Origin of the sequence: Streptomyces sp. Ag109_O5-1 (genome assembly GCF_003814875.1) — a bacterium.
GTDB classification, from domain to species: Bacteria; Actinomycetota; Actinomycetes; order Streptomycetales; family Streptomycetaceae; genus Streptomyces; species Streptomyces sasae.
This window is the reverse complement of record NZ_RKQF01000001.1, coordinates 7,488,096-7,513,624: the sequence shown is the minus strand read 5'-3', so window position 1 is coordinate 7,513,624 and position 25,529 is coordinate 7,488,096. Positions and strand designations below refer to the sequence as shown.

At 70.9% G+C, this 25,529-nt stretch carries 23 protein-coding genes and 2 tRNA genes; 12 read left to right on the top strand and 13 right to left on the bottom strand.

The features are described 5' to 3' along the window. The first annotated feature begins 13 nt into the window (after positions 1-13). The 6 genes from ehuB to EDD90_RS34095 all read left to right on the top strand — a co-directional run bounded on the left by ehuB (position 14) and on the right by EDD90_RS34095 (position 4,264). Positions 14-943, top strand: a complete 930-nt coding sequence (gene ehuB, locus EDD90_RS34120) for an ectoine/hydroxyectoine ABC transporter substrate-binding protein EhuB (RefSeq protein ID WP_123976726.1) — start codon at positions 14-16, stop codon at positions 941-943. Further along, positions 940-1,656 carry an ectoine/hydroxyectoine ABC transporter permease subunit EhuC gene (gene ehuC / locus EDD90_RS34115; protein WP_123976725.1) on the top strand — a complete coding sequence of 239 codons (717 nt, stop codon included), beginning with the start codon at positions 940-942 and terminating at the stop codon, positions 1,654-1,656. Before ehuB ends, ehuC begins: the two co-directional genes overlap by 4 nt. Beyond that, positions 1,653-2,303 (top strand): ectoine/hydroxyectoine ABC transporter permease subunit EhuD, encoded by a 651-nt coding sequence (ehuD, locus tag EDD90_RS34110; RefSeq protein ID WP_123976724.1) that lies wholly within the window; start codon positions 1,653-1,655, stop codon positions 2,301-2,303. The genes ehuC and ehuD overlap by 4 nt, the downstream gene beginning before the upstream one ends. Next, positions 2,293-3,075 (top strand): ectoine/hydroxyectoine ABC transporter ATP-binding protein EhuA, encoded by a 783-nt coding sequence (gene ehuA / locus EDD90_RS34105; RefSeq protein ID WP_123976723.1) that lies wholly within the window; start codon positions 2,293-2,295, stop codon positions 3,073-3,075. Before ehuD ends, ehuA begins: the two co-directional genes overlap by 11 nt. A gap of 268 nt (positions 3,076-3,343) precedes the next feature. After that, a complete protein-coding gene (locus EDD90_RS34100) occupies positions 3,344-4,102 on the top strand; it encodes an IclR family transcriptional regulator (protein ID WP_123976722.1) in 759 nt (252 codons plus the stop codon). 88 nt (positions 4,103-4,190) lie between these two features. After that, positions 4,191-4,264 (top strand) — tRNA-Lys (locus tag EDD90_RS34095). Positions 4,265-4,372: 108 nt separating this feature from the next. Here EDD90_RS34095 and EDD90_RS34090 read toward each other — a convergent pair. The 5 genes from EDD90_RS34090 to EDD90_RS34070 form a co-directional block, all read right to left on the bottom strand. Beyond that, positions 4,373-5,992 (bottom strand): AMP-binding protein, encoded by a 1,620-nt coding sequence (locus tag EDD90_RS34090; RefSeq protein ID WP_123976721.1) that lies wholly within the window; start codon positions 5,990-5,992, stop codon positions 4,373-4,375. Positions 5,993-6,132: 140 nt separating this feature from the next. After that, positions 6,133-6,603, bottom strand: a complete 471-nt coding sequence (locus EDD90_RS34085; protein ID WP_311737235.1) for a DUF3592 domain-containing protein — start codon at positions 6,601-6,603, stop codon at positions 6,133-6,135. Between the two features lie 128 nt (positions 6,604-6,731). Then, complete coding sequence (locus EDD90_RS34080) at positions 6,732-7,337, bottom strand: lytic polysaccharide monooxygenase (protein ID WP_123976720.1); 606 nt, start codon at positions 7,335-7,337, stop codon at positions 6,732-6,734. A gap of 135 nt (positions 7,338-7,472) precedes the next feature. Then, a complete protein-coding gene (locus EDD90_RS34075; protein WP_123976719.1) occupies positions 7,473-8,609 on the bottom strand; it encodes an SPFH domain-containing protein in 1,137 nt (378 codons plus the stop codon). A gap of 111 nt (positions 8,610-8,720) precedes the next feature. Beyond that, positions 8,721-10,022 carry a peptidoglycan-binding protein gene (locus tag EDD90_RS34070; RefSeq protein ID WP_123976718.1) on the bottom strand — a complete coding sequence of 434 codons (1,302 nt, stop codon included), beginning with the start codon at positions 10,020-10,022 and terminating at the stop codon, positions 8,721-8,723. A gap of 186 nt (positions 10,023-10,208) precedes the next feature. Here EDD90_RS34070 and EDD90_RS34065 point away from each other — a divergent pair. The 3 genes from EDD90_RS34065 (at position 10,209) to EDD90_RS34055 (ending at position 14,622) form a co-directional block, all read left to right on the top strand. Continuing rightward, a tRNA-Lys gene (locus EDD90_RS34065) sits at positions 10,209-10,282 on the top strand. Between the two features lie 426 nt (positions 10,283-10,708). Further along, entirely contained in the window at positions 10,709-12,688 is a 1,980-nt protein-coding gene (locus tag EDD90_RS34060; protein WP_123976717.1) for a glycosyltransferase family 2 protein, read from the top strand. Beyond that, a complete protein-coding gene (locus EDD90_RS34055; protein WP_123976716.1) occupies positions 12,685-14,622 on the top strand; it encodes a kelch motif-containing protein in 1,938 nt (645 codons plus the stop codon). Before EDD90_RS34060 ends, EDD90_RS34055 begins: the two co-directional genes overlap by 4 nt. Positions 14,623-14,640: 18 nt before the next feature. Here the strand turns inward: EDD90_RS34055 and EDD90_RS34050 are convergent, their stop codons facing one another. Beyond that, on the bottom strand, positions 14,641-15,150 hold the full coding sequence (locus tag EDD90_RS34050; protein ID WP_123976715.1) for a MarR family winged helix-turn-helix transcriptional regulator: 510 nt from the start codon (positions 15,148-15,150) through the stop codon (positions 14,641-14,643). A 40-nt stretch (positions 15,151-15,190) separates the two neighbouring features. Between EDD90_RS34050 and EDD90_RS34045 the strand changes: the two genes are divergently transcribed. Next, entirely contained in the window at positions 15,191-16,168 is a 978-nt protein-coding gene (locus EDD90_RS34045; RefSeq protein ID WP_185149316.1) for an EamA family transporter, read from the top strand. Here the strand turns inward: EDD90_RS34045 and EDD90_RS34040 are convergent. From EDD90_RS34040 to EDD90_RS34010, 7 genes are all read right to left on the bottom strand, one after another. Beyond that, positions 16,065-17,093 carry a glycoside hydrolase family 6 protein gene (locus tag EDD90_RS34040; RefSeq protein WP_123976713.1) on the bottom strand — a complete coding sequence of 343 codons (1,029 nt, stop codon included), beginning with the start codon at positions 17,091-17,093 and terminating at the stop codon, positions 16,065-16,067. The genes EDD90_RS34045 and EDD90_RS34040 overlap by 104 nt on opposite strands. 340 nt (positions 17,094-17,433) lie before the next feature. After that, complete coding sequence (locus EDD90_RS34035; protein WP_123976712.1) at positions 17,434-18,993, bottom strand: hypothetical protein; 1,560 nt, start codon at positions 18,991-18,993, stop codon at positions 17,434-17,436. A 99-nt stretch (positions 18,994-19,092) separates the two neighbouring features. Next, the gene (locus EDD90_RS34030; protein ID WP_123976711.1) at positions 19,093-19,761 is read right to left on the bottom strand and encodes a class F sortase; all 669 of its coding nucleotides are present in this window, start codon (positions 19,759-19,761) and stop codon (positions 19,093-19,095) included. 14 nt (positions 19,762-19,775) lie between these two features. Continuing rightward, positions 19,776-20,324, bottom strand: coding sequence for a hypothetical protein (locus EDD90_RS34025; RefSeq protein ID WP_123976710.1), 549 nt, complete (start codon positions 20,322-20,324; stop codon positions 19,776-19,778). A 118-nt stretch (positions 20,325-20,442) separates the two neighbouring features. Beyond that, positions 20,443-21,222: an HAD-IIA family hydrolase gene (locus EDD90_RS34020; RefSeq protein ID WP_123976709.1), complete on the bottom strand. Its 780-nt coding sequence runs from the start codon at positions 21,220-21,222 to the stop codon at positions 20,443-20,445. Positions 21,223-21,371: 149 nt separating this feature from the next. After that, on the bottom strand, positions 21,372-22,343 hold the full coding sequence (locus EDD90_RS34015; protein ID WP_260328287.1) for a hypothetical protein: 972 nt from the start codon (positions 22,341-22,343) through the stop codon (positions 21,372-21,374). A 402-nt stretch (positions 22,344-22,745) separates the two neighbouring features. After that, positions 22,746-23,855 (bottom strand): ROK family transcriptional regulator, encoded by a 1,110-nt coding sequence (locus tag EDD90_RS34010; protein ID WP_123976707.1) that lies wholly within the window; start codon positions 23,853-23,855, stop codon positions 22,746-22,748. Positions 23,856-23,903: 48 nt separating this feature from the next. On the opposite strand from EDD90_RS34010, the gene EDD90_RS34005 reads away from it, so the two are divergent. Both EDD90_RS34005 and EDD90_RS34000 read left to right on the top strand, forming a co-directional pair. Next, positions 23,904-24,986, top strand: a complete 1,083-nt coding sequence (locus EDD90_RS34005; RefSeq protein WP_123976706.1) for a Gfo/Idh/MocA family oxidoreductase — start codon at positions 23,904-23,906, stop codon at positions 24,984-24,986. Next, on the top strand, positions 24,986-25,486 hold the full coding sequence (locus tag EDD90_RS34000) for a heme-degrading domain-containing protein (protein ID WP_123976705.1): 501 nt from the start codon (positions 24,986-24,988) through the stop codon (positions 25,484-25,486). Before EDD90_RS34005 ends, EDD90_RS34000 begins: the two co-directional genes overlap by 1 nt. Positions 25,487-25,529: the final 43 nt, after the last annotated feature.

Sequence of the window (25,529 nt, the reverse complement as noted above, 5' to 3'; positions counted from 1 at the left end):
TAGCCGCGCCGCCATGGCTCCACCACACGGGAACAACATAGACACATCAAGGTATGAATCCAGACATTCTCGGCGGGCCGTGCTCGCGGGTGCCGCCGCCGTCGGCGCACTCGCCGCCGCCGGCTGTACACGGGTGGCCACCGCGTCCACCACAAATGGCGGTGACCTGCTGCAACGACTGCGCGCCCAAGGTGTCGTACGGCTCGGGATCGCCGGTGAGATCCCCTTCGGGTACATCGACAAGAACGGCCATCTGACCGGTGAGGCACCGGAGTTGGCGAAGGCGATCTTCAAGCGGCTCGGGGTCGACAACGTGCAGCCGGTACCGACCGAGTTCGGTTCGCTGATTCCCGGACTGAATTCGCAGCAGTTCGATGTCGTGGCGGCCGGGATGTACGTCAATCCGGAGCGGTGCGCGCAGGTCATCTTCGCCGATCCCGACTACCAGATGCTCGACTCGTTCGTCGTGCGGAAGGGCAATCCCAAGGGGCTGCACGACTACCGGGACGTCGTCGCGAAGCAGGCGAAGTTCGCCACGGGGACGGGCTACGCGGAGATCCAGTACGCGGTCGAGGCCGGGTACAAGGAGAGCGACATCCTGATCGTCCCCGACCAGGTCGCCGGGCTGAACGCCGTGGAGGCGGGACGGGTCGACGTCTTCGCCGGGACCGCGGTCACCGTCCGCGAGGTCGTCAAGAAGTCCGCCAAGGCCGAGGCGACCAAGCCGTTCGCGCCGCTCGTGGGCGGCAAACCCCATGTCGACGGGGGCGCGTTCGCGTTCCGGTCGGCGGAGACGCGGCTGCGGGACGCCTTCGACGTGGAGCTGCGCAAGCTGAAGAAGAGCGGCGAACTGCTGCGGATCCTGCGGCCGTTCGGCTTCACCCGGGCCGAGATGACCGACCTGACGGCCAAGGAGCTGTGCGGGGGAGGCAAGAGCGGATGACCTCGGGACTGTGGGACCTCGTCTTCAAGGGAACCTGGACGACCATCCAACTACTGGTGCTCAGCGGTCTGTTGATGACGGCCGTGGCCCTGGTGGTGGGCGTGGCCCGGACGAACCGGCACTGGATCGTACGCTTCCTCGCCGGCTTCTACACCGAGGTGTTCCGCGGCACCTCGGCGCTGGTGATGATCTTCTGGGTGTTCTTCGTGCTGCCGGTCGCCTTCGGCTGGCAGCTGGTGCCGCTGTGGGCGGGCACCCTCGCGCTCGGGCTGACATACGGCGCGTACGGCGCGGAGATCGTGCGCGGGGCGCTGAACGCGGTCGACCCGGCACAGAAGGAGGGCGGGATCGCGCTCAGCTTCACGCCCTGGCAGCGGCTGCGGCTGATCCTGCTGCCCCAGGCGGTGCCGGAGATGATCCCCTCCTACTGCAACCTGCTCGTCGAACTGCTCAAGGGCACCGCGCTGGTGTCGATCACCGGCATGGGCGACCTGGCGTTCAGCGGGAACCTGGTGCGGCTTGCGCTGCAGGAGAGCGCGCACATCTACACCTACCTGCTCCTCATCTACTTCGTGATCGCGTTCGTCATCACCCGGCTGATGCGCGGCCTTGAGAAGCGGCTGAAGGCCGGCATCGGCAAGGCCCCGGGGAACGAACGTGAGGCGCGTGCGGTGAAACGCAGGGAGACGACCGGGGTCGGTGGTGTCGCGTGAAGTGGGACTGGAGTGCCGTACGCGAGTTCATGCCGCACTTCTGGGACGGTCTGCTGGTCACCCTGCAGGCGCTGGTCCTCGGATCGCTGATCTCGTTCTCGCTGGGGCTGGTGTGGACGCTGCTGATGCGCACACCGACCAGGTGGGTGCGCTGGCCGGTCGGCGTGGTGACCGAGTTCGTGCGCAACACCCCGCTGCTGGTGCAGCTGTTCTTCCTGTTCTACGTGCTGCCCGAGTGGGGGCTGACGTTCTCCGCGCTGACCACCGGTGTCTTCGCGATCGGCCTGCACTACTCGACGTACACCATGCAGGTCTACCGGGCCGGTATCGAGGCGGTGCCGGCCGGGCAGTGGGAGGCCGCCACGGCGCTCAGCCTGCCGGCACGGCGGACCTGGGCGGTGGTGATCCTGCCGCAGGCACTGCGCCGGATCGTGCCGCCGCTCGGCAACTACGTGATCTCGATGCTCAAGGACACGCCGATCCTGATGTCGATCACCGTGCTGGAGATGCTCGGCCAGGCGCGGCTCTTCTCCCAGCAGCACTTCCAGTTCACCGAGCCGGTGACGGTGATCGGCGTCGCCTTCATCGTCATCTCCTACCTCGCCTCCCTTCTTCTGCGCACCCTGGAGCGTCGCCTTGTCCGTTGAGACCAGCAAGCAGCCGACCCCGTCCGATACGACCCCGACCGAGCTGATCCGCCTGGAGGGGGTGACCAAGCGGTTCGGGGAGAACACCGTCCTCGACGGGCTCGACCTCACCGTGCAGGCGGGCCGGCACGTCACCCTGATCGGGCCCTCCGGCTCCGGCAAGACCACGATCCTGCGGCTGCTGATGACCCTGACCGAGCCGGACGCCGGCACCATCACCGTCGACGGACAGCGGCTCTTCCCGGCGTCGGAGAAGGAGCTGCGGGAGGTCCGCAAGCAGATCGGGATGGTGTTCCAGCAGTTCAACCTGTTCCCGAACATGACCGTGCTGCGCAACATCACCGAGGCTCCGGTGACCGTCCTCGGCCTCTCCAAGGAGGAGGCGGAGGCGCGGGCCCGGGAGCTGCTGGACCTGGTGGGCCTCGCCGACAAGGCCGATGCCCGGCCCACCCAGCTCTCCGGCGGGCAGCAGCAGCGGGTGGCGATCGCGCGGGCGCTGGCCATGCGGCCCAAGGTGCTCCTCCTCGACGAGGTGACCTCGGCACTCGACCCCGAGCTGGTCGCGGGCGTCCTCGACCTGCTCAGGGACATCGCCCGCACCACCGACATCACCATGCTCTGTGTGACCCACGAGATGAACTTCGCCCGGGACATCTCCGACCAGGTCCTGATGTTCGACGCGGGCCGGATCATCGAGGCGGGCCCGCCGGAGCGGATCTTCGGCGAACCCGAGAACGAGCGCACCCGGGAGTTCCTGGGCGCGGTGTTGTGACCGGCCGGTACACAGCGCCGTAAAAGTTTCCCGGCAGGGCCGCCCCGATTACAGGAAGTGCACGCCCGATCACCCGAGGTCCGGCTGTCGGGTCATTCCGCTGGCATATGCCAGCGGGCCTTTGCCGCAGTTGGGAGGGCCGGAATCTCGCCAACACCCCCTCCGTTTCGGGCTCTTGCCCGTTATCGTGGAGAGGATCCGCAGACCGGATCGCGGCCCAAGCAGTGCTGCCGAAGCAGTACCGTCGAGCGAGCGCAGGGGGACCACCGTGGCGCTGAAGCACGAGCCGACCGCCCCGTACCACTCCGCCCAGGACGCCCTGCGCGTCCTGGAGACGGTGGCACGGCACTCCGCCGGCGTCACCGACACCGAGCTGGCCCGCCTCACCCGCCTGGATCCCGAGCGGCTGACCGCACTGCTGCGCATGCTGCGCCGCGAGGGCTATGTCGAGCAGATCGCCGACGGCGCGTACGTCACCGGCGAGACCCTGCGCCGCCTGGGCTCCGCACACGACCGGGAGCGCGCCCTCGGCCAGCAGCTCCAGCAGACCCTCGACCGGCTGCGCGACTCGGTCGGCGCCGCCGTCTATCTCAGCCGGTACGTCGACGGCGAGGTGAAGATCGGCCAGTACGCGGCCGGCCCCGCCACCCCCGCGGTCAACGAGTGGGTGGACTTCCGCTCCTCCGCGCACGCCACCGCGATCGGCAAGAGCCTGCTCACCCAGCTCGACCACAACGCCCGCCGCGACCACCTCTCCCGCCACAAGATGGCCCGCCTCACCTCGCGCACCATCACCAGCGACAAGCTGCTGCTCTCCCGGCTGGAGGCGCAGCCGCCGACGGTGCCCGTCCTGGACCTCCAGGAGTACGCGATCGGCACGGTGTGCGCGGCGGTCCCGATCACCGCGGGCTCGGCGGTGGGCTGCCTGGCCCTGTCCCTGCCGGTGGAGCACGCGCACCGGCTCCGCCAGGCCGCCGAAGCCCTGAACCGCAGCGCGGCTCCGGTGCTCCTCTCCCTCGCCATCTGAACCTGGTCGAGAGCACCCCTGCGGACCAGGTAGTATTTTCTTCGTCGCCAGCCGCGAGGGCCAGTCTCAAGCGGTCGGCGAGAGTCATGCGCCGCTAGCTCAGTTGGTTAGAGCAGCTGACTCTTAATCAGCGGGTCCGGGGTTCGAGTCCCTGGCGGCGCACGATGACGATGGCAAGCCATGTCCGCAGAAAGCGCGGACCTGGCTTGCCATCTCTGTTTCTGCGCGGCTGCGCCGCGCGCAGTGGGGGCTCCGCCACCCACACCCCCCTCAAGACGGGCCTCTCGTGGAAACGAGGGGCCCTTCGGCGTCCTCCGGGGTCAGCCTGCGGTACGTCCGCTCCCCCGGCGGCCGCCACCACACCGGATCGGCGCACCGTACCCCCTCCCGCCGCAGCGCGGCCCGCTGGATCTTGTTGGTGGCCGTCACCGGCATCCGCTCCACGACCCGGACGAACCGGGGTGCCATCTTCGTCCCCAGATCGGGCTGGGCCAGCAGGAACTCGGCGAAGTCCAGCGGCTCGAACCGCCCGGCGATCGTCGCCATCACCTGGTCCCCGGTCACCGGATCCGGCACCCCGTACACGGCGACGGCGTCCGCGCCGTCGTACCGGGCCACGATGTTCTCGATCATCGCGGCGGCCAGGTTCTCCCCGTCGACCCGTATGCGGTCATCGGTACGCCCCGCGAAGTACAGGTAGCCGTCCCCGTCCCGGTAGAACAGGTCCCCGGTCCAGTACCAGCCTCCCCGGCGCCGCTCGGCCTCCGCCGCCGGATTGCGCCAGTACCCCTCGAAGGGGTTCGGGGCCCGGTTCACCAGCTCCCCGATCGCCTCGTCCCCGTTGAGCAGCCGCCCCCCGGAGTCGAAGACGGCCGCCGGACACTCCTCCCCCGTCTCCTGGTCGAGTACGACGAGGCCGGCCGCCGCCCGCCCCACCGCACCCGCCGGCGTCCCCGGCGACCACTGGATCGCCGCCCCGCCCTCGGAGGACCCGTACCCCTCCACCAGCCGCACCCCGAACCGCTCCTCGAACGCGGCCGCGTCCACGGCCCCGGCCTCCGTCCCGAAGCCGAGCCGCAGCGGATTGTCGCGGTCGTCGGGGCGCGCCTCGGTCGCGAGGATGTACTGCACCGCGCGCCCGACGTACGTGAAGTAGGTGGCCCGGTAGCGCCGCACGTCGGCCAGGAAGCCCGACGCCGAGAACCGCCGCCGTAACGCCACACCGGCGCCCGCCATCAGCGCGGGCGCCCAGTCGGCGATCACGGCGTTGCCGTGGAACATCGGCATGCAGATGTAGTGCACGTCGTCCGCCCCGACCCGGAACTGCTGCACGAGCGACCGCCCGGCCGCCGCCAGCCGCCCCTGCGAGCAGAGCGCGGCCTTCGGGGCGCCCGTGGAACCGGAGGTGAAGTAGAGCAGCATCCGGTCGGCGGGGGCGGCCCGGGAGGGATCGGGGAAGGCACCGAGGTAGGGGGCGAGGAGAGCGCCGTACTCCGGTTCGTCGGTGACGAGGAGCCGGACGCCGGGGAGTTCGAGCCCGGCGAGAAGCGGCAGTCGGGCGCGCTCGGTGACCAGGACCGGACACTCGACGTGCCGGATGTCCCGGGCGAGCTCGGCACCTCGCCGGGTCGGATTGACCCCCGCGACGGCGGCTCCGGCGAGCGCGGCGGCGCCCAGCCAGAGCGGGAACTCGGGGGTGTTGTCGAGGAGGACACCGATGTGGGGCACGGCGTCCGGGGGCAGGAGATCGGTGAACAGCGCGGCCCGGGCCGCCGCCCCCGCGGCCACCTCGTGGTGCGTGTACACCCGCTCCCCGCACCACAACCCCGGCCGATGGTCACCCCACCGGGCGGCCACTGCTTCAGCGATCGTGCCCCTGTCGGAGTCCATGGTGAGGCAGGGTAACTGACACGACGTCAGATGTGGAGCGCCCCGATAGGGGCGCGGGGCTGTATAAATTTGCGGCTACCGCCGCGTGGGCGCGATCAACCACGACGCACCCGCAGCGCCCCACCCACACTTCGAGGCACTCACGGAGCCAGATCCCCCGTCGCCGAGAAGAGGAAATGCGCCACCCCCATGAAGCCCAGGGCAAACAGGGTGAACACCACGAAGAACGCCACGATGCACCCCGTACCCGCGGCCAGCTTCCCCTGCGCAGGCGGCCGTGCCGTCGCCCCCGAAGGATCCTCCGGCAGGTAGTACACGGTCACGAAGTCGCCCTCGATGACAGTCGACGACCCGCTCGCCTCGTTGAAGCGGACAACCCGCCCCTCGGCCGTCCTGAACTCGTACACATGGCGCAGCGTGGTCGTCACGGGCGTCTCCCCGCCGCCACTGGTCGTCGTGTACGACCGCAGACAGCGCGCCTCGGCGGTCCGCCCGTGACGCCACGTCCGGCTGATCCGGCTCGACCGCCTCAGCGTCTTGACCACCCCGAAAACACCGACGACGACGAAGATGCCGGGAAGGATGTAGAAGACCGCTTCCATCAGGCCCATGGGAGTCCCCCGATTCCGAACACCGGTCCGACTGACCGGTGTTCGGGAACGTACCCCTGCACCCTGCGGCAGGTCCTCAAGCGAAGCTCAGATCGACCCGGTGTTACCCAGCTGTCGAACGACCCCGGTCAGAACGTGACGTCCGAGCAGGCGTAGAACGCGTTGCCCGTGTCGGCGATCGTCCAGACCGCCACGATCACATGGTGACCGCTCAGCCCCGACGGCAGGGTGCCGCTGTGGCTGAGGGTGGCAGGCGGGCGCTGGCCGTTGTAGGGGACGGTGAGGAACGGTGTGGTGCTGAGGTCCGAACGGGCGAGGGCGTGGTTCTGGTTCCAGCCCTGCTTGGTGACGTAGTACTTGAAGTCGGTCGTGGCGTGCATCGCCGTGAACTGCCACCGGAACGTGTACGACTGACCACCCGTCACCCTGGTCGTCGGCCAGGCGCCGCCTGAGGGCGTGGTCGGCGAGCTGAGCTGGGCGAACCTGCTCAGGCCGCCGTTGCAGATCTGGCCGTCGGCGGGACCGGACGCCGGGAAGCCCTTGGGGCCCTCGACGCTCTGCGGCTCGTACTGGATGTCGCCGCAGTTGGCCACCGTGCCGTTGGCGCAGAGCTTCTGCCGACTGACGGGGAGGTCGGTGTAGCCGTGTCCGCTGGCGCCGCCGGTGGAGAGCGCGAAGGCTCCGGCGGTCGCCACGCCGAGTACGACGGCCGACACCTTGGTCCGTTTACGCATGCTGCCGCTCCTGGAGAACGTGGGGGAGGTTCAGTGAGCCGTGCAGGTCTAGACCAAGTGTCAGATTATTGCCGACTGTTGAACATGTCCATACCAATGCCACGGCCCGTCTCCGCACGGCATGGACCCGTCTCCTCACGGCATGGACTCGGCGCGCCCCGAGCAGAACGCCACCGTCAGATCCCGCACCAGCACCTTGCGCTCGTAGTCGTCGAGTTCGACCAGGCCGCGCATGGTCAGCCGGGTCACCGTGTCCTCGACCGAGTCCACGACGCCCGCGAGCATCCCGGCCCGCTGCCGGGCGTCCAGCGCGGCGATCCGGCGACGATGCATGGCCGGGGCGACCTCCGGCGCGTACTCCACCCGGACCGGCCGCACGGAGAACACCTCCAGACCGATCCCGGCCGCGTCCGCCGAGACCAGCCGGGTCAGCGCGTCCGCCGCCACCTCGACCGAACCCCGGGCCGTACCCGCCGGTTCCACCGGCACCCGGGCGAGCGCGGCCTCCACGCACTCGCGCAGATACGTCTCGTGGTCCTCGACACCGAGCATCGCCCGCGCGGTGTCCCGCACCCGCCACACCACCAGGACGACGACCCGGAGCGCGACCCCGTTGCCGTCCGCCGCCGGCATCACCTCGCTGCGCCAGTGCCGCAGCCGGACGTCGACCCGGCGCCGGAACAGCAGCGGGTTGATCCAGACCAGTCCGGTGCGCCGTACCGTCCCCCGGTAACGGCCGAACAGGCCGAGCACCCAGGCCCGTCCGGTCACCCCGCGCGCGAGCCCCCCGAAGCCGAACAGGCAGAGCGCGCCCGCTCCGGCGCACGCGGCCCACTGCGCCGGGCCGAATCCCGCCCCCGCGCCCGCGTACGCCGGCAGATACAACGCATGCGCCACGAGCGGCGGCAGTGCCCCCGCCCACCAGGTGGCGGCGAGGCCGCCCGCCACCCCGCCGAGCCCGGCGGCCACCCCGGCCACGCCGGGCAGCACTCCGGCGGGGCGCTCCACCAGGGAGGGGTCGACAGCGGCGGCCGGGCGGGGCTTGGCCATGACCGGGCGGCGCAGCCGGGGCTGTTCGCCGGTGCCCTGCCGACGGGCGACGACGGCGGGCCGCAGCGGTACCGACACCGGGTCGGGGTCGTCGCGGAACAGCAGGTGGACGGGGATCTCGGTGGTGGTCTCGTTGTGGATCAGCCGGGGGGCCGGGCGGACGGGCGGCCCGCCGTCCGGGGGCTCGTCCGAATCAGGGGTGTGTGCGGTGGTCGTACTCATGCCTGCCTCCAGCCTCCGCGCCAGATGCCTCAGGTGATTCAGATGACTCGGGTGACTCAGGTGCCTCAGGGCCTCAGGTGCCTCAGGTGATCGCCGGGGTCGTCGGGGTCGTCACAGGAACAGCCGTCGCCAGGTCTCCGGCCCCGGGTAGCCGTCGGCCGCGCCGCCGCGCCAGCCCTGGGTGCGCTGGAACGCCTCGACGGCCCGGCGGTCCGCCTCGTCCCAGACCGCGTCCGGGCCCTTGGGGTAGAAGCGGCCGAAGCCCTTCTCGACCAGCCGCCTGCCGAGCCGGGCGACGTAGTCGTTGGTCGCGCCGGGGCGGAAGTGGTTCTTGCCCGGGTAGCCCGGGACCCCGTGCGAGGCGGGGGTGGTCGTGCCCGTGACGGCGGGCTTGATGTTCCTGCCCTTGCCGGTGGCGAGGAGTTCCCAGGTGCCCGGGCCCGGCAGGCCGTCGACGGCGGCACCGGTCCAGCCCTGGGCCCGCTGGAAGGCCTGGGTCGCACGCTGGTCCGCGGCGCCCCAGACCGGACCCGGCCCTTTGGGGTAGTAGCCGCCCGCGCCCCGGGCGACCAGCATCCGGCCGAGGAGGGAGACGTACTTGTTGTCGGCGCCCGGACCGAAGTAGGCCGCCCCCGGGTACGACCCCGCCGCCTTCCCCGCCTCGGCGCCCGCCGCGCCCGGGTCCGCGACCAGGCCCTTGTAGCGGTAGGGGACGTACTTGGCGGAGTTGCTCCAGTAGGCGTAGGGCGTGGACTGGCGGCGGGCGTGCGGGGGTGTCTGCTCGTACGCCGTGTAATAGGTGTGCGTGTAGTCCGTCCAGCCGCCGAAGAGCACGACGTGGGAGCCCTTCTCGGGATCGGCCGGGTTGTGGAAGAGCAGCATGTCGCCGGGCTGGAGCTCCTCCTTGGTGATCTTCGTGCCGAACTGGTCGAGGCTGCCGGTCCACTCGTTCCCGGTCAGTTTCCAGGCCATCGAGACATAGCCGGAGCAGTCCTGCCGGTATCCGTCCGTCCAGTAGAGGGACATGCTGTACGGCACCTGGGCGGCGACCCAGACCTTGGCTCGGTTGATGATCTCCGTGCGGGTGATGGGGGGCGTCTGGACCGGACCCTGCACGGGCGTGCCGCCCTGGCCGTGCAGGGGGGACTTGGCGCCCTGCGGGGTGCTGGGCTCGCCGTCGCCGGGGACCCCGGGCCGGTGGGGCGCGGGCGGGGTGCCGTGGGCGGCGGCGGTCGGGGCGCCCGCGGCGAGGGCGGCGGACGCGGCGGCGGCCACGACCAGGACGCTCCGGGCGGCCGGGTGCCCGCCGAAGCGGCCGGGCAGCGGGTACGGGCCCACCCGCCGCCAGTGGACGCATCCGGGGCATTCGCAGTCGTTCGCGGGGTCGAATTCCTCGAATACCGGGGCCGGCATGCGACTCCCCTCATATTTTTTATTGGTATGTCCTAGATTGTGCACATTAACAAGTTTCCCAACTGTCATCCCGGTGCGCATGCTGACGGTGCGAATGATGTACGGCAGGAGGCGGACAGAGGTCACCCCGGTGGCCGGTGGTCGGGAGCACTGTCGCGGGTCGGGTAGAGTTCTCGATGTCAGCAGGCGCCGCTAGCTCAGTTGGTTAGAGCAGCTGACTCTTAATCAGCGGGTCCGGGGTTCGAGTCCCTGGCGGCGCACAGACAGCAGCAGGCCCTCCGCAGCAGCGGGGGGCCTGCTGGCGTTCGCCCCCTTCTGTCAACCACCGACACGACCGGTCCACACAATCCCCACACGCTCCACGTTGAACGCGTATGACCGGTAAACAGCGCGTTTCGCACCTTGCGATCATGCTGAACACCGTAGAACCCTGGTTGTCCGAAGTGCCGGTGATTCCGGGCACTTGGGGGGTAGATAACCCCGGTTGCCAGATCTGCGGGGAGAGGGGCCCCGTCATGAGTCGGTGCCGAGGGGGGCATCATGCAACCGGACGGTCACGTTCCGTGTCCATTTTCTGTGGGACGGCCGTGCCCTGCCATTGACGCGCCCGAGAGGGTCGAGGGGGATCGGATCGGGCGGTGGGACCGACAGACACGCGCCGGCCTGCGCGTGTGGGGGGAAGACTCATGACGTCGACGCCGACGGGCGCCGCCCGCCACGAACAGGAATACGACCCGCCACAGACATACGATCCGTCACAGACCACACAGCTCCCGGTGCCCGCGCACCGAAGCACCACCGGCGCCCTGCGCCGGATCAAGAAGACGCTGCCGAGATACGACTACGAGCACTACAGCCGGCTCGCGGGCCCCCTCACCCAGCCCGATCCGAGCAGGCCGTACCAGGTGCAGTACCGCTCGCTGCTCTCCCAGGAGCCGCACCGCGTGCGCGCCGCGCTGATGCTGGGCGCGGCCCCGCTGCTCTCGCTGGTACTGCTGACCTGGCTGCTGCAGCCCGAGCACTGGACCCAGCGGGACTACCCGGCCTACGACTTCCTGCCGGCCCTCGACATCGTGATGCTGGTGTCGATCGGCCTGATCGAGTTCTTCCGCTGTATGAACGTGCTGTCGAACGCGCACGCCACCCTGGTCGCCCGCGACCCGGTCCCGGTGGTCCCGGAGACCGGCACCCGGGTCGCGTTCATCACCACGTTCGTGCCCGGCAAGGAACCCCTGGACATGGTCACCCGGACCCTGGAGGCCGCGGTCCGGCTGCGCCACCGCGGGCTGCTGCACGTCTGGCTGCTCGACGAGGGCGACGACGCGGAGGTGAAGGCGGTCTGCGCGCGCCTGGGCGTGCACCACTTCAGCCGCAAGGGCGTCGAGAAGTGGAACCGGCCGGGGGGCCCGCACCGCGCCAAGACCAAGCACGGCAACTACAACGCCTGGCTGGAGGCGCACGGCGACGAGTACGACTTCTTCGCCTCCGTCGACACCGACCACGTGCCGCTGCCCAACTACCTGGAGCGGATGCTGGGTTACTTCCGCGACCCGGACGTCGGCTTCGTCATCGGCCCGCAGGTGTACGGCAACTACGACACGTTCGTCACCAAGGCCGCCGAGTCCCAGCAGTTCCTCTTCCACGCCCTGATCCAGCGCGCCGGCAACCGCTACGGCGCCCCCATGTTCGTCGGCACCTCCAACGCCGTACGGATCAGGGCGCTCCAGCAGATCGGCGGGCTGTACGACTCGATCACCGAGGACATGGCGACCGGCTTCGAGATGCACCGCGCCAAGAACCCGGCGACGGGGCGGAAGTGGCGCTCGGTCTACACCCCGGACGTGCTCGCGGTGGGCGAGGGCCCGAACGCCTGGACCGACTTCTTCACCCAGCAGCTGCGCTGGTCCCGGGGGACGTACGAGACGATCCTCAAGCAGTACTGGAAGGGCCTGTTCAGCCTGGGTCCCGGCAAGCTCTTCAACTACACCATGATGATCATCTTCTACCCGATGTCCGCCCTCAACTGGATCCTGGCGGCGCTGAGTTGCGCGCTGTTCCTGGGCCTGGGCGCCTCGGGTGTGAACATCGACCCGACCGTGTGGCTGATGCTCTACGGCAACGCCTCCGCCCTCCAGATCGGCCTCTACATCTGGAACCGCCGGCACAACGTCTCCCCGCACGAGCCGGAGGGTTCGGGCGGAGTGGCCGGCATGGTGATGTCGGCTCTCTCCGCACCCGTCTACGCCCGTTCGCTCATGGACGCGGTACTGCGCCGCAAGAGCAGGTTCGTGGTCACGCCGAAGGGCGAGTCGGCCAGCCCCGACACCCTCTTCGGGACGTTCCGGATCCACTGGTTCTTCATCGTCGTCTTCGGCGGTTCGCTCGTCTCCGGCTTCCTGAACGGCCACTCGCAGCCGGCGATGCTCACCTGGGCCTCACTGGCGCTGTTGATCACGGCCGCGCCGATCTTCGCCTGGCAGTACACGCTGCGCAAGGAGCGCGGGGCACCGGTGGCGGCAGCCGAGCCGGAGGACGCGGTGCCGGCCGGATACCTGCCCGCGGGACACGCGCCGCAGCAGCGGCCGACCTGGACACCGCCCGCCGGCACGAACACCGAACAGACCATGCGGATCGCGCTCGGCGGGCTGGGGGGTCGTAAGGAATGAACGAGAGTGCCGGCCGCCGCCGGGCTCGTCGTCTCGCGATCGGCACGGCGGTGGTTCTCGTCCTGGCCGGGATGAACGGGCCGTGGGTCTACCGCTTCGGGACCGAGCAGTACCACCAGTACAAGATCAACAGACCGGAGTACAAGGCCGAGAACGGCCACTGGGACGTCATCGAGTTCCCGAAGGAGTACCGCCAGGACACCATCCACGCGGTGCTCCTGCACACCGGGAAGGTGCTGCTGGTCGCGGGCTCGGGCAACAACCAGGACAACTTCGACGCCAAGATCTACGACAGCCGGATCTGGGACCCCGTCAAGGGCACGATCAAGAAGGTCCCCACCCCGGCCGACCTGTTCTGCACCGGGCACACCCAGCTCGCCGACGGCAACATCCTGATCGCCGGCGGCACCAAGCAGTACGAGAAGCTCAAGGGCGACGTCAAGAAGGCCGGCGGCGTCATGATCCTCTACAACGAGAACCCCGACAAACCGATGACCCTGCCCAAGGGCACGAGGTTCACCGGCAAGCAGAACGGCAGGACGTTCGTCTCCGACGACTCCGCGCTGATCCCGCGCGCGACGAAGGTCTTCGACAAGAGCACCGGCAAGTTCCTGCGGAACAACCCCGGTTACGCGCGGGTGATCGTGGAGGCGCCCAAGCAGGGCACGAAGTACGAGACCGGCACCCAGGACAACTACAGCATCGAGGGACTGACCGGCGCCGACGCCCGCAACACCTACGGCATCGCCAACAAACTCGGCCTCGACAAGCGGGACTTCGAGGGCATCAAGAACGCGTACGAATTCGATCCGGTCGCCGAGAAGTACATCAGGGTCGACCCGATGAACGAGGCCCGCTGGTATCCGACGCTCACGACTCTGTCCGACGGGAAGGTGCTCAGCGTCTCGGGTCTCGACGACATCGGGCAGTTGGTCCCCGGGAAGAACGAGGTCTTCGACCCGGCGACGAAGACCTGGACGTACACGAAGTACAAGCGCCAGTTCCCGACCTATCCCGCACTGTTCCTCCTGCAGAACGGCAAGCTCTTCTACTCGGGTTCCAACGCCGGGTACGGGCCGGACGACGTGGGCCGTGACCCCGGCATCTGGGACGTCGACACCAACCGGTTCACCAAGCTCCCCGGGCTGAGCGACCCGAACATGCTGGAGACGTCCGGGACCGTGCTGCTGCCTCCGGCGCAGGACGAGAAGTACCTGGTGGTCGGGGGCGGCGGGGTCGGCGAGTCCGAGCTGTCGACGAAGAAGACCAGGCTGATCGACCTCAAGGACGCCGACCCGAAGTTCACGGACGGGCCCTCGCTGGAGAAGGGCACCCGGTATCCGCAGATCTCGGTGCTGCCGGACGACACCGTACTGGTGTCCGGCGGCTCCGAGGACTACCGGGGCCGCAGCGACTCCGACATCCTGCAGGCCCGGCTCTACGACCCCGCGGCCAACTCCTTCAAGCGGGTGGCCGATCCGCTCGTCGGGCGGAACTACCACTCCGGGTCGATCCTGCTGCCGGACGGCCGGGTCATGTTCTTCGGCTCCAACCCGCTCTACGCGGACAAGGCGAACACCAAGCCGGGCGTCTTCGAGCAGCGCATCGAGATCTACACGCCGCCCTATCTGTACCGGGACTCACGGCCGTCCCTGAGCGGGGGGCCACAGACCATCGCCCGGGGCGGAGCGGGGACGTTCACGTCCCAGCACGCCTCGACGATCAAGAAGGTGCGGCTGATCCGGCCCAGCGCGACGACCCATGTGACGGACGTGGACCAGCGCAGCATCGCGCTGGACTTCAGGACGTCGGGGAACCGGATCACGGTGACCATGCCGAAGAACCGGAACCTGGTGCAGTCGGGCTGGTACATGCTGTTCGTCGACGACGACCAGGGGACGCCGAGCAAGGCGCAGTGGGTGAAGGTCCCCTAGGAGTGCCCTAGGAGTGCCCTAGGGGGTGTCCTCCACGCGGGACAGCCAGGTCGTGAGCAGGGTTTCGAGTGCCCCGGCCTCGGCGGGGGTCAGCGCGTCCAGCAGGCGGCGCTCGTTGCGCATGTGGTCGGTGAACGCGCGGTCGATCAGTTCGCGTCCGGGTCCGGTCAGGGCGACGATCCGGCCGCGCTGGTCGTCGTCGGAACGGCGGCGGGTGACGAGGCCGGCCCGCTCCAGGCGGTCGATCCGCTTCGTCATCGCGCCGGTGGTGACCATGGTGTGCGCGGCGAGCTCGCCGGGTGCCCGCTCGTAGGGTTCCCCGGCGCGGCGCAGGGCGCACAGCACGTCGAACTCGCCCTCGCTCAGGCCGTGGCGGTCGTAGACGAGGCAGAGTTCCCCGGTCAGCCGGCCTGCCAGACGGTGCAGCCGGCCGATCACCCCCTGCGGGGTGACGTCGACGTCGGGCCGCTCGCGGCGCCAGTCGGCCTGGATGCGGGCCACGTGGTCCATCGGTTCGCCGTGCTCCATGCATTCCATAATAGCTTCCCGGGAAGTTATATTGCCTTCCATGGAAGCTAACGCACGCTGGGTGGCACTGACCGCCGTCGCGCCGGTGGCCTGGGGAGCCAACTACTACGTCACACACGAGTTCCTGCCGGCCGACACCCCGCTGTACGGGGCCGCCCTGCGGGCGCTGCCCGCCGGCCTCGTCCTGCTGGCCCTGTGCAGACAGCGGCCGCGCGGTGCGTGGTGGTGGCGGTCCGCGGTCCTCGGACTGCTCAACATGAGCGTGTTCTTCGTCCTCGTCTACACCGCCTCCCAGCTGCTTCCGACGAGCGTCGCCTCGACCGTGATGGCGGTGTCCCCGCTGACGATGACGCTCATGGCCTGGCCCCTGGTGTCCGAACGGCCCCGGACCGCCCACCTGGCCGGCGCCGCGATCGGGCTCGGCGGGGTCTGCCTCATGCTGCTCACGGGGGCCGAGGACATCAGCGTGCCGGGAGTCCTCGCCTCGGCCGCCGCCATGCTCGTGTCGTCCTTCGGCCACATCCTGGCCAAACGGTGGAACGCCGGTACCGACGTACTCGCCTCGACCGCCTGGCAGCTCACCGCCGGAGGTCTCTTCCTGCTCCCCGTCGCCGCGGCGGTGGAAGGGCCGCCCCCCGCGCTCTCCCCGACCGCGCTCCTCGCGTTCGCCTACGTGGCCCTGGTCGCCACCGCGCTGGCCTTCGTCGCCTGGTTCACCGGGCTGCGGCACCTGCCCGCGGGGACGGTCGGACTGATCGGACTCCTCAACCCCCTGACCGGCGTGCTGCTCGGCACGGTGGTCGCCGGCGAGGTGCTGACGGGCCGGCAGCTGCTCGGGCTGCTGCTCGTCCTGGCGGGCGTCACCCTGGGCCGGCCGGCCCGCGCGGGCCGGCGCGGTCAACGGCCGGAAGTCCTCAGGAGGTTGACGCCCCGGCCAGTTTCAGGGCGTAGGCCGGCCACCAGTCCCCCGCCTGCGGCCCGCCCTTGCACGTCCCGTCCGACTCCCCCGGGCGCTTGACCCACAGGTAGGCGTCCACCAGCGGATCCGCCGTCTTCGTGGTCGGCGTCTCCCCCAGGGCCCGCCCCGGCGGATTGCACCACCGCTCTTCCGGATCGCCGCCGCTGTACGGGCCGTTGCCGTTCCGGCTCGTGTCGATCACGAAGTGCTTGCCGCCCACCTTCTGCGACAACTGCTTGCCGTAGGCGATGGAGTCCTGGGTGGAGTAGAAGTTGGAGACGTTCACCGCGAAGCCGTCGGCCTGTGCGACGCCCGCCTGTTGCAGCGGCTGGTAGATCTGGTCGGGGTGACCCCAGCCGGCGTTGCCCGCGTCCAGGTAGACCTTGGTGTTCTTCAGCGACTTGAGCTTGGCGATCGCGCCGCGCAACAGGTCGTAGCGCTCCTCGGCGAACCGGGCCTGCGTGCAGCCGTCGACGAGGTGGAGTACGGCGTCCGGTTCGAGGACGACGGTCGCGGGACGGTCCTGGATACCCCGGGCGACCCCGTCGATCCACGCCCGGTACGCGTTGCCGTCGGCCGCGCCGCCCTGGCTGTACTGGCCGCAGTCGCGGTGCGGGATGTCGTAGAGGACCAGCAGAGCGGTGCGGTCGGACTTCTGCGCGGCCTCGGTGAAGCCGCGCGCCTCCTGCTCCGGGTTCTCCGGGCCGATCCACTCGCCGGTGGGCTGTGCCGCTATCCTGCGGATCCGCTCGGCCTCGGCGTCCTTGCCGGCCTTCGCGTAGGTCTTGACCTGGCGGGCCGCGTTGGAGTCGGGGTTCACCCAGAACGGGTCAGCCTCCTTGGGCTGTTGGGTGAACGCCGCATCCGGGCTCCCGGGCGCCTTGTCCCCGTCCCCGCCGCCCCCGGAGGAACACCCCGCGACCAGTAAGGCCGCTCCCAGCGCCCACGCGCAGGCCGCCGACCGGACCCCCCTGCTGTCGTACATCCAATTCCCCCCTGGGTGTACTAGGTCAGGCCCCAATCGTGACATACCCACCGCACTCGCCACGAGGTCACGCAAGCCTTGTCGGTGACCTGTTACAGCCGGAGTTGACGGGCGCGGCGGATGCCTGGCGGTCGGGAACCTAGGCCCGGGCGCCCGTTCCCCTCTACAGTCGCTTGCAGGCGGCCCTCCCCCTCAGGCCCGCCTTCCCAGCCTCCCGCGCCGGTCGCCGGGTTACTCCCGCAGCCCGAGCGCGCACGGTTGAGGACCAGCCCGGTCGGCGGCCTCAGGGGGAGCGGACCGCCGACCGGGCCGGGCCGGCGAGCCCCGGCCGAACCTCCGGTCAGGCCTTGCGTCGCCTGACCACGAACACCAGGGCGGCGCCGAGCAGCAGCGCGCCCGCGCCCGCCGTGGCGGCGACGGGCAGCATGCCGCTGCTTCCCGTGCGGGCGAGGGAGCCCGTGGAGTCGTCGGCGGTGGCGACCGTCTGGGTCCCGACGCCGTTGCCGTCGGCCTTGGCGGTGGCGGACGCAGACGGGGTGGCCGTAGCGGTGGCGGAGCCGCTGTCACTGCCCTCGACCTCGACCGTGACGGCCGCGGTGTCGTTGGCGTGGTTGTCGTCGAACGTCATGGTGTTGCCGTACGCCGTGGTCGCCCGGGCCTCACCGGTGGTGGTCTTGGCGCCCTCGCGGATCTTCAGGCCGAACCGGAAAGTGCGGGTGTCCCCGACGGCGAAGGTGTTGGGGCTGGGGCTGCAGATGTATTGCGGGGCGCCCGGCGTCTGTTCACCGGTTCCGGACTGCGCGTCCTCGTTCCACACACTGCAGTGCTTCGGGATCTCCACCGCCTTGGTGCCGGTGGGGACCGTCAGCAGCAGCGCGGGCTGGTCGTCGCTCTTGTTGTAGTAGACCCAGCCCGGGCCGTGGTCGCTCAGGGAGACGTCCACATGCACCAGGTCACCCGGCGCGCCCTTGGCGGTGTCGCCGCCCGCGACCATGTCGGCGGTGCTGTCGACGTCGATGTTCTGCTGGCCTTCCGAGGTACCGTCGGTGCCTGCGTCCCCGGCGGCGACGAGGGAGAGTTTCGGACCGTCGCCCGGCGTCGGGGCGCCGCCCGACAGGGGCAGGGCCTCGTCGGTGAAGTACTCGAACAGGGCCTGGTGCGTCACGTCCAGCTTCAGCGGCTGGTCCAGCCGGTAGCTCTTGCCGGGCTCGACGACCGTGTCGAACGTGCACAGCGCCTGCTGGGTCGCGGCCTCGGCCTGGACCGTGGTGTAGGCGCAGTTGGAGAAGTGGTCCGCGTAGGACAGCCCGATCGTGCTGGCCATCCGCAGCTGGACTCCCTTGGCGGGCAGTGTGCCCGTGTTGCTGATCGTGATCGGGGACTCGATCGTGGAGCCGGGCTTGTCGCCCTTGCGGTCGGCGAGCTTGTTGACCTTCAACTCGGTCGTGCCCGCGGTCAGTTCGATGGTCCTGGAGACCACGGTCCCGTTCGACGAGGTGCCGCTGAGCGTCACCTTGCCGGTGGTGCCGAGCGGGGTGCCGGGCTTCGCGTTCACGTCCGCGATGTAGCCGGCGCTGCTGCCCTCGCGGACGCTCCCGATCGCGGGCCAGGCGAAGGAGTCGACCGACTTCCCGTTCACCGTGACCCAGTCCTTGACGTCGCTCAGGTCCGCGCTGATGGCGACGTCCTTCGCGGTTCCGGGGCCGTCGTTGTCCAGGTACCAGCCGATCTGCGGCGGATCGTCGGCCGGCGGCACGGGCAGCCCGATGTGGTCTCTGAGCACCGTGATGTGTACGACCGGACCGCCCGCGGCCTGTGCGGACGTGGCGGGCAGCCATACGGCGACGGCGGCGGCGAAGGCGGCCAGCACCGCCCCCGCCTTGCGTCGGCGGTTGATCATTCTTGCCCCTCCCCACGGAGCGCACTTCGCTCCGCCAGCCACTCAGACACCTCACAGCCACCAAGGGTTGTCCTGGAGTTCGAGCGGCCGCCGCGATCCCTACAGCCCGCTGCCCGTGAGGTACGCCGAGACGACCACGTTTGCCGTGTAGCTGTGGGCCGTCCGGTCGAAGGTGCCGCCGCAGGTGATCAGGCGGAGTTCGGCACGGCCCGACTCCCGGGTGCCGTAGGCCTGTTGGGCGTCGAAGTGGTCGCGGGGCAGGACCTGTACGTCGTCGACGGTGAACTCGGCGACCGTGCCGTCGGCGCGGACCACGCGGATCGTCTCCCCCGGGTGCAGGGCGCTGAGCTTGTAGAAGACGGCGGGCCGGGTCTCGGTGTCGACGTGCCCGACGAGGAGCGCGGTGCCGGCGGCCCCCGGTTCGGTTCCGGAGCCGTACCAGCCGACCACGCCGGGCTGGTCGAAGGGCGGCGGGTCGATCCCGCCCTCCCGGTCGAGACCGCGGGCGACCACGGGGGCCTGCACGCTCAGGTCCGGGATGTCGATGCGCTCGGGCAGGGCCGAGTTCAACGGCTTGGCTGCGGGCGGGAGTTCGGTGCCGGCGGGGCGGCCGACGGCGGCCACGTCGCCCGTGGTGGGCCCGGACATGCCGTCGGGTACCTCGGTCACCCCGCGGCCCCACAGCCACAGCCCGAGCAGCAGGATCGCCCAGGCCACGCCGGTCAGCAGCCGCCCGGTGCCGGCGGCGGGTTCGGTGTCGTCGGACATGGTGGTGCCGCTCCTCAGCGCGGGCCGCGGCTCCGGCGGGCGCCCAACAGCCCGACGGCGGCCGCGGCGAACCCGGCGAGGAGGAGTCCGGTCACCGCCTGCGCGGTGTCGGGGCCGGACGCCCGGGAGTCCGCCGAGGCGAGCGGGGCGGTGCCCCCGCCGCCCGCGTGCACGGGCGCGACCGGCGAGGACAGCAGGGCGTCGGGCGCGTCCTGCTGCCCGCCCTGCTGTGCCACGACGGTGATGGTGCCGGTGACCACGGAGCCGGCGCAGCTGACCTTCACGTCGTAGGAGCCGGCGCCGACCGTGGAGCGGACCTGGGTCGCACCGGCCAGCGTGCCGTCGTGGCCGCTGAGGCGGGCGTCCTCGGCGAAGGCCGCGGAGGAGGCGCTGCCGGTCGTACCGGAACAGCCGCCCACCCGCAGCGTCACCTCGGAGCCGGGGGCCGGGGAGGCCGGGGTCACGGTGACCCCCCGGCCGTCCGCCGCCTGGGCGGCCGCCGGGGCGAGGGCGGCGGCGCAGCCCAGGAGTCCTGTACAGAGAGTGAGGCGAATTGAGCCCATCGTGAACCTCCAGATATCTGGAGGCTCCCCCGCACCGGGCGCCCCCGCATCCTCGGGAGGCGCCGTATTGCTCCGTACGGGTGAGGTCAGGTTTCGTACCCGGCCGGCCGGAGCGGATTCAGATGAGGTCGACGAGGTCCGCGATCGAGTCGACGACCTGGGAGGGGCGGAAGGGGTAACGGTCGACCTGGTCGGGCTGGGTGACGCCGGACAGCACCAGGAAGGTGCGCATCCCGGCCTCCAGGCCCGCGAGGACGTCGGTGTCCATCCGGTCGCCGATCATCGCGGAGGTCTCCGAGTGGGCGCCGATCGCGTTGAGGCCCGCCCGCATCATCAGCGGGTTCGGCTTGCCGACGAAGTACGGCTTCTTGCCGGTCGCGGCGGTGATCAGCGCGGCGACCGAGCCGGTGGCGGGGAGGTCGCCCTCGGTGGACGGGCCGACGTTGTCGGGGTTGGTGGCGATGAACCGGGCACCGTCGTTGATCAGACGCACAGCCTTGGTCAGCGCCTCGAACGAATAGGTCCGGGTCTCGCCGAGGATCACGAAGTCGGGCTCGTGGTCGGTGAGGATGTACCCGATGTCGTGCAGCGCGGTGGTCAGGCCGGCCTCGCCGATGACATAGGCGCTGCCTCCGGGCCGCTGGTCGTCCAGGAACTGGGCGGTGGCCAGCGCGGACGTCCAGATGTTGTCCACCGGCACGTCGAGACCCATCCGCCGCAGCCGTGCGTGCAGGTCACGGGCGGTGTAGATGGAGTTGTTGGTGAGCACCAGGAACGGCCGCCCGGACTCCCGCAGCTTCTTCAGGAAGGCGTCCGCTCCGGGGATCGGCACGCCCTCGTGGATGAGGACGCCGTCCATGTCGGTGAGCCACGACTCGATGGGCTTGCGGTCTGCCATGTTGGTGCGTCTCCTGGCGTGCGGATGGCGTACGTGCGGTCGTGCGTGAGCGGGGGGCGCCGGAACCACGGCGTACCGACGGCCCCCCAGCCTAGACACACGCAGGATCGCCCGGGAATGCCCGTCTCACCAGGCAGTTGAGGTACGGCTCAGCGCCGTCTGCGCGCCACCAGGAACGCGCCCGCTCCTACGGTGACGAGCGCGAGCGCGGCCGTGAACAGCCCGTGGGCCAGGCCGACGCCGGTGCGGGCCAGTTCGCGGGCGCGTTCCCCGGCCTCCTCGGCCTCCTCGGCGAAGGGCAGGGCGCTGCCGGGGGAGGCGTTGGGGGCGTCGCCCGGACCGGTCACCGGGCCGGTTCCGGAGCTCCTCCCGGAACCGCTTCCCGGACTGCTCCCCGGGGTTGCGTCCGAGTCGGCCGAGTCGGTGGCGGGGACGGCGGCGGTGGCCGTCGTGGTGTCGGCGTCGGCGTCGGTGGCCGTGGCGGGAGCGGACGGGGTGCCAGAGGCCGCGGGAGTGGCGGAGGGTGCGGGGGTGGCGCTCGGGGCCGGTGGCGGGTCGTCGCCGATGCCGAACCGGTAGTCGTTCGACTCCCCCACCCAGGCTCCGTCCGACCCGTGCCGCTGTACGGCGGCCGCGTTGACGGTGACGGCGTTCGGGGTGACGGCGTCGGAGGTGACGGCGAGTCTGACCTTCACCGACACGGTCGCCCCCGGCGCCAGACTGAACCCGGGGAAGTCGTTCCCGTCGAACACGCCGACCAGCTCGGACTGGTCGGTCGGCTCCAGCCGGACCGGGCGGGTGTGGGGGCCGTCGTAGAACTCCAGCTCGGTCTGGGAGGCCTTGAGGACGCGTTTGTCGTCGACGAGGACGACGACCGGGTGGATGTCGGTGCAGGTGCGGCGCGTGGTGTTGGTGAGGTCGAGGTACCAGGTGCCGAAGCCGCCGCCGGGGTCGTAGACCGAGGTGCCGTCGTGGATGCGGGTGGTGAGCGGGAAGCCCTGCGCGTCGGCGCCCGCGCAGGACGCCTCGACGGCGGACAGGGCGGTCGCCGTCGGCACGGGGGCGAGGACGGCGGCTGCGGCCACGGCCACGCAGAGGGACAGGGACGTGCTCAGTCGCATGGTCATGTGATCCTGCCGCGCCCGGCCCGGGCCGGGCGGCCGCCACTCCGCGGGACGCCCCGACTCCGCTCGATCAGCCCTCTGCGGGCTCGGCTCGGCCGGCCTCCTGCCGCCTCGGCTCGGTCAGGCATCCACCACCCTCGGCTCGGCCGGCACCCTGCCGCCTCGGCTGAATGCCCGCTGCTGCCTGTCTCCGCACGACCAGGCGCCTGGCACCGCACGACCGCCCCACCGCCGTCGGGCGATCGGCCCTCAGCCTGCGGACGACCAGCCCACCGCCGCCGCACGACCAGCCGTCCGGTACCGCACGACCACCCTCACCCGACCCCGCCGCACGACCACCCCAACCCCCCGCCCGGCCGCCCCTCAGCCTCCCCGCGGAAAGCCCTTCGCCCTCCGGCGTCAGCCGTCCGCCCGTCCGAACAGCGGGGCGAGGAGCAGTTGGGCCGCGCCCTCCGCGACGGCGCGGTCGCCGCCGGGGGCGAGGCGGACAGGGACGGCCGTACCGAGGCCGCCCTCGCGGCGGGCGCGCCCGTCGAGCACGGCGGCGACGCCCTGTACGAAGGTCTCCGGGGCGGCGGCGACCGTACGGCCGCCGAGCAGCACGAGGTCGATGTCGAGCAGCCCGGCGAGGTTCGCGGCCCCGGCGCCCAGCACCCGCGCCGCCTCCGCCGTCTCGCCCCGGCCCACCGCCGCCAGGCACAGCGCCTCGACGCAGCCACGGTTGCCGCAGTGGCACGGGGGCCCGTCCAGCTGGATGACCTGGTGCCCGAACTCCCCTGCCCCGGTCCGCGCCCCCCGGTGCACGCTGTCGCCGATCACCAGGCCGGCGCCGAGCCCCGTACCGAGGTGCAGATAGGCGAAGGACCCGGCCTCGCCGCCGACGGCGAGGCCGAGGGCGGCCGCGTTGGTGTCCTTGTCGACGACGACCGGCACCCCGAGCCGCTCCGCGAGGGCGTCCCGCAGCGGGAAGCCGTCCCACTCGGGGAAGCCGGTGACCCGGTGCAGCACACCGTGGATGTGGTCGAGCGGCCCGGGCAGCGCGACACCGACGCCGAGGACGTCCGTCTCCCCGCGCAACTCCCCCACCAGCTCCGCGACCGCCCCCACCACGGCCGCCGCGCCCGCCCCCAGGTCCAGCTCCGCGCGCCGCTCCGCCACGACCCTGCCGTCGAGATCGACGAGCACCGCCCGCAGTTCGTCCCGGTCGAGGTGCACGCCCACCGCGTGCCCGGCCTCCGGCACCAGCCGCAGTACGGTGGCCGGCTTGCCCCCCGTGGACGCGCGCCGCCCGGCCTCCGCCGCGAGGCCCTCCTCCCGCAGCCGGGCGGTGATCTTGCTGACCGCCTGCGGGGTCAGGCCGGTCCGCTCGGCCAGTTCGAGCCGGCTGATGCCCTCGCCCCCCGCCGTCCGCAGCAGATCCAGCACCAGCGCGGTGTTGTGACTGCGCACGGCGAGCAGATTCGCTCCGGCCGCGCCCGGCCCGCTCCTCGTCCTGTTCACGCCACCCATTCTCCCTGCCACTTGCACTTTGGCAACAGCGTTGCGAAAGTGGAACCCATGACCCGCACAGCTGCCACTCCCCTCCGCGTCGGCCTCATCGGCTACGGCCTCGCCGGATCCGTCTTCCACGCCCCCCTGATCGCCGCCACCGAGGGCCTCGCCCTGGACACGGTGGTCACCTCGAATCCCGAGCGGCAGGCGCAGGCGAAGGCCGAGTTCCCGGACGTCCGGACGGTCGCCACCCCCGACGAGCTGTTCGACCGGACCGCCGAACTCGACCTGATCGTCATCGCGTCCCCGAACAGGACGCACGTCCCGCTGGCGACGACCGCGCTGAAGGCGGGCCTGCCGGTCGTGGTGGACAAGCCGGTCGCCGGCACCGCCGCCGAGGCGCGCGAGCTGGCCGCCCTCGCCGAGGAGCACGGTCTGCTGCTCTCGGTCTTCCAGAACCGTCGCTGGGACAACGACTTCCTGACCCTGCGCAAGCTGCTGTCGGACGGCGAACTGGGCGAGCCCTGGCGCTTCGAGTCCCGCTTCGAGCGCTGGCGCCCGCAGCCCAAGGGCGGCTGGCGCGAGTCCGGCGACCCCGCAGAGATCGGAGGTCTCCTCTACGACCTCGGCAGCCATGTCGTCGACCAGGCCCTGGTCCTCTTCGGCCCGGCCACCGAGGTGTACGCCGAGTCCGTGATCCGCCGCGACGGCGCGGAGACCGACGACGACACGTTCATCGCCCTCACCCACGCGAACGGCGTCCGCTCCCACCTCTACGTCTCGGCGACGACGGCCCAGCTCGGCCCGCGTTTCCGGGTGCTGGGCTCGAAGGCCGGCTACGTCAAGTACGGCCTGGACCCGCAGGAGGCGGCGCTGCGCGAGGGCGAGCGCCCGGGCACCTCGGACGGCTGGGGTGCCGAACCGGAGTCCCTGTACGGCCGTATCGGCGCGGGAGAGTCCCCGGTCACCGGCGGCGGCCGTATCGTCCCCACTGTCCCCGGCGACTACCCCGCGTACTACACGGCCGTGGCCGCGGCCCTGCGGGGCGAGGGCCCCAACCCGGTGACCGCCCTGGAGGCGGCCGCCGCCCTGGACGTACTGGAAGCAGCCCGCCGCTCGGCGCGAGACAAGGTGACGGTGACCCTCTGATGCACCACCCGCAGATCACCCCGAGGTCCACTCCCGAACTCACCCCGTCGGTGGAGGAGTTGGAAAAGCAGGAACATCGCCTGGTCTTCAGGCAGTTCACCAACGACGACGCGTGGGCGCTGGGCTCCCTGCTGGTGGAGATGGCACGGGAGCGCCAGGCCCCGGTGGCCATCGACATCCACCGTGCGGGCCAGCAGCTCTTCCACGCGGCCCTGCCCGGCTCGGCCCCCGACAACGACGCGTGGATCGAGCGCAAGCGCCGGGTGGTGGAGCGGTACGGCGCGGCTTCGTACCTGGTGGGTGCCCGTTTCCGCGCGAAGGGCACGACCTTCGAGGAGTCGTCCCGCCTGGACCCGGACACCTACGCGGCTCACGGCGGCTCGTTCCCGATCAACGTGGAGAACGTGGGCGTGATCGGCTCGGTGACAGTCTCGGGCCTGCCTCAACTCCAGGACCACCGCTTCGTGGTGGAGGCGCTGGAAGCGTTTTTGGAGGCGTAGCCGACACATAGGGGCGCGGGGCCGCATTCAATCTGCGGCTCCG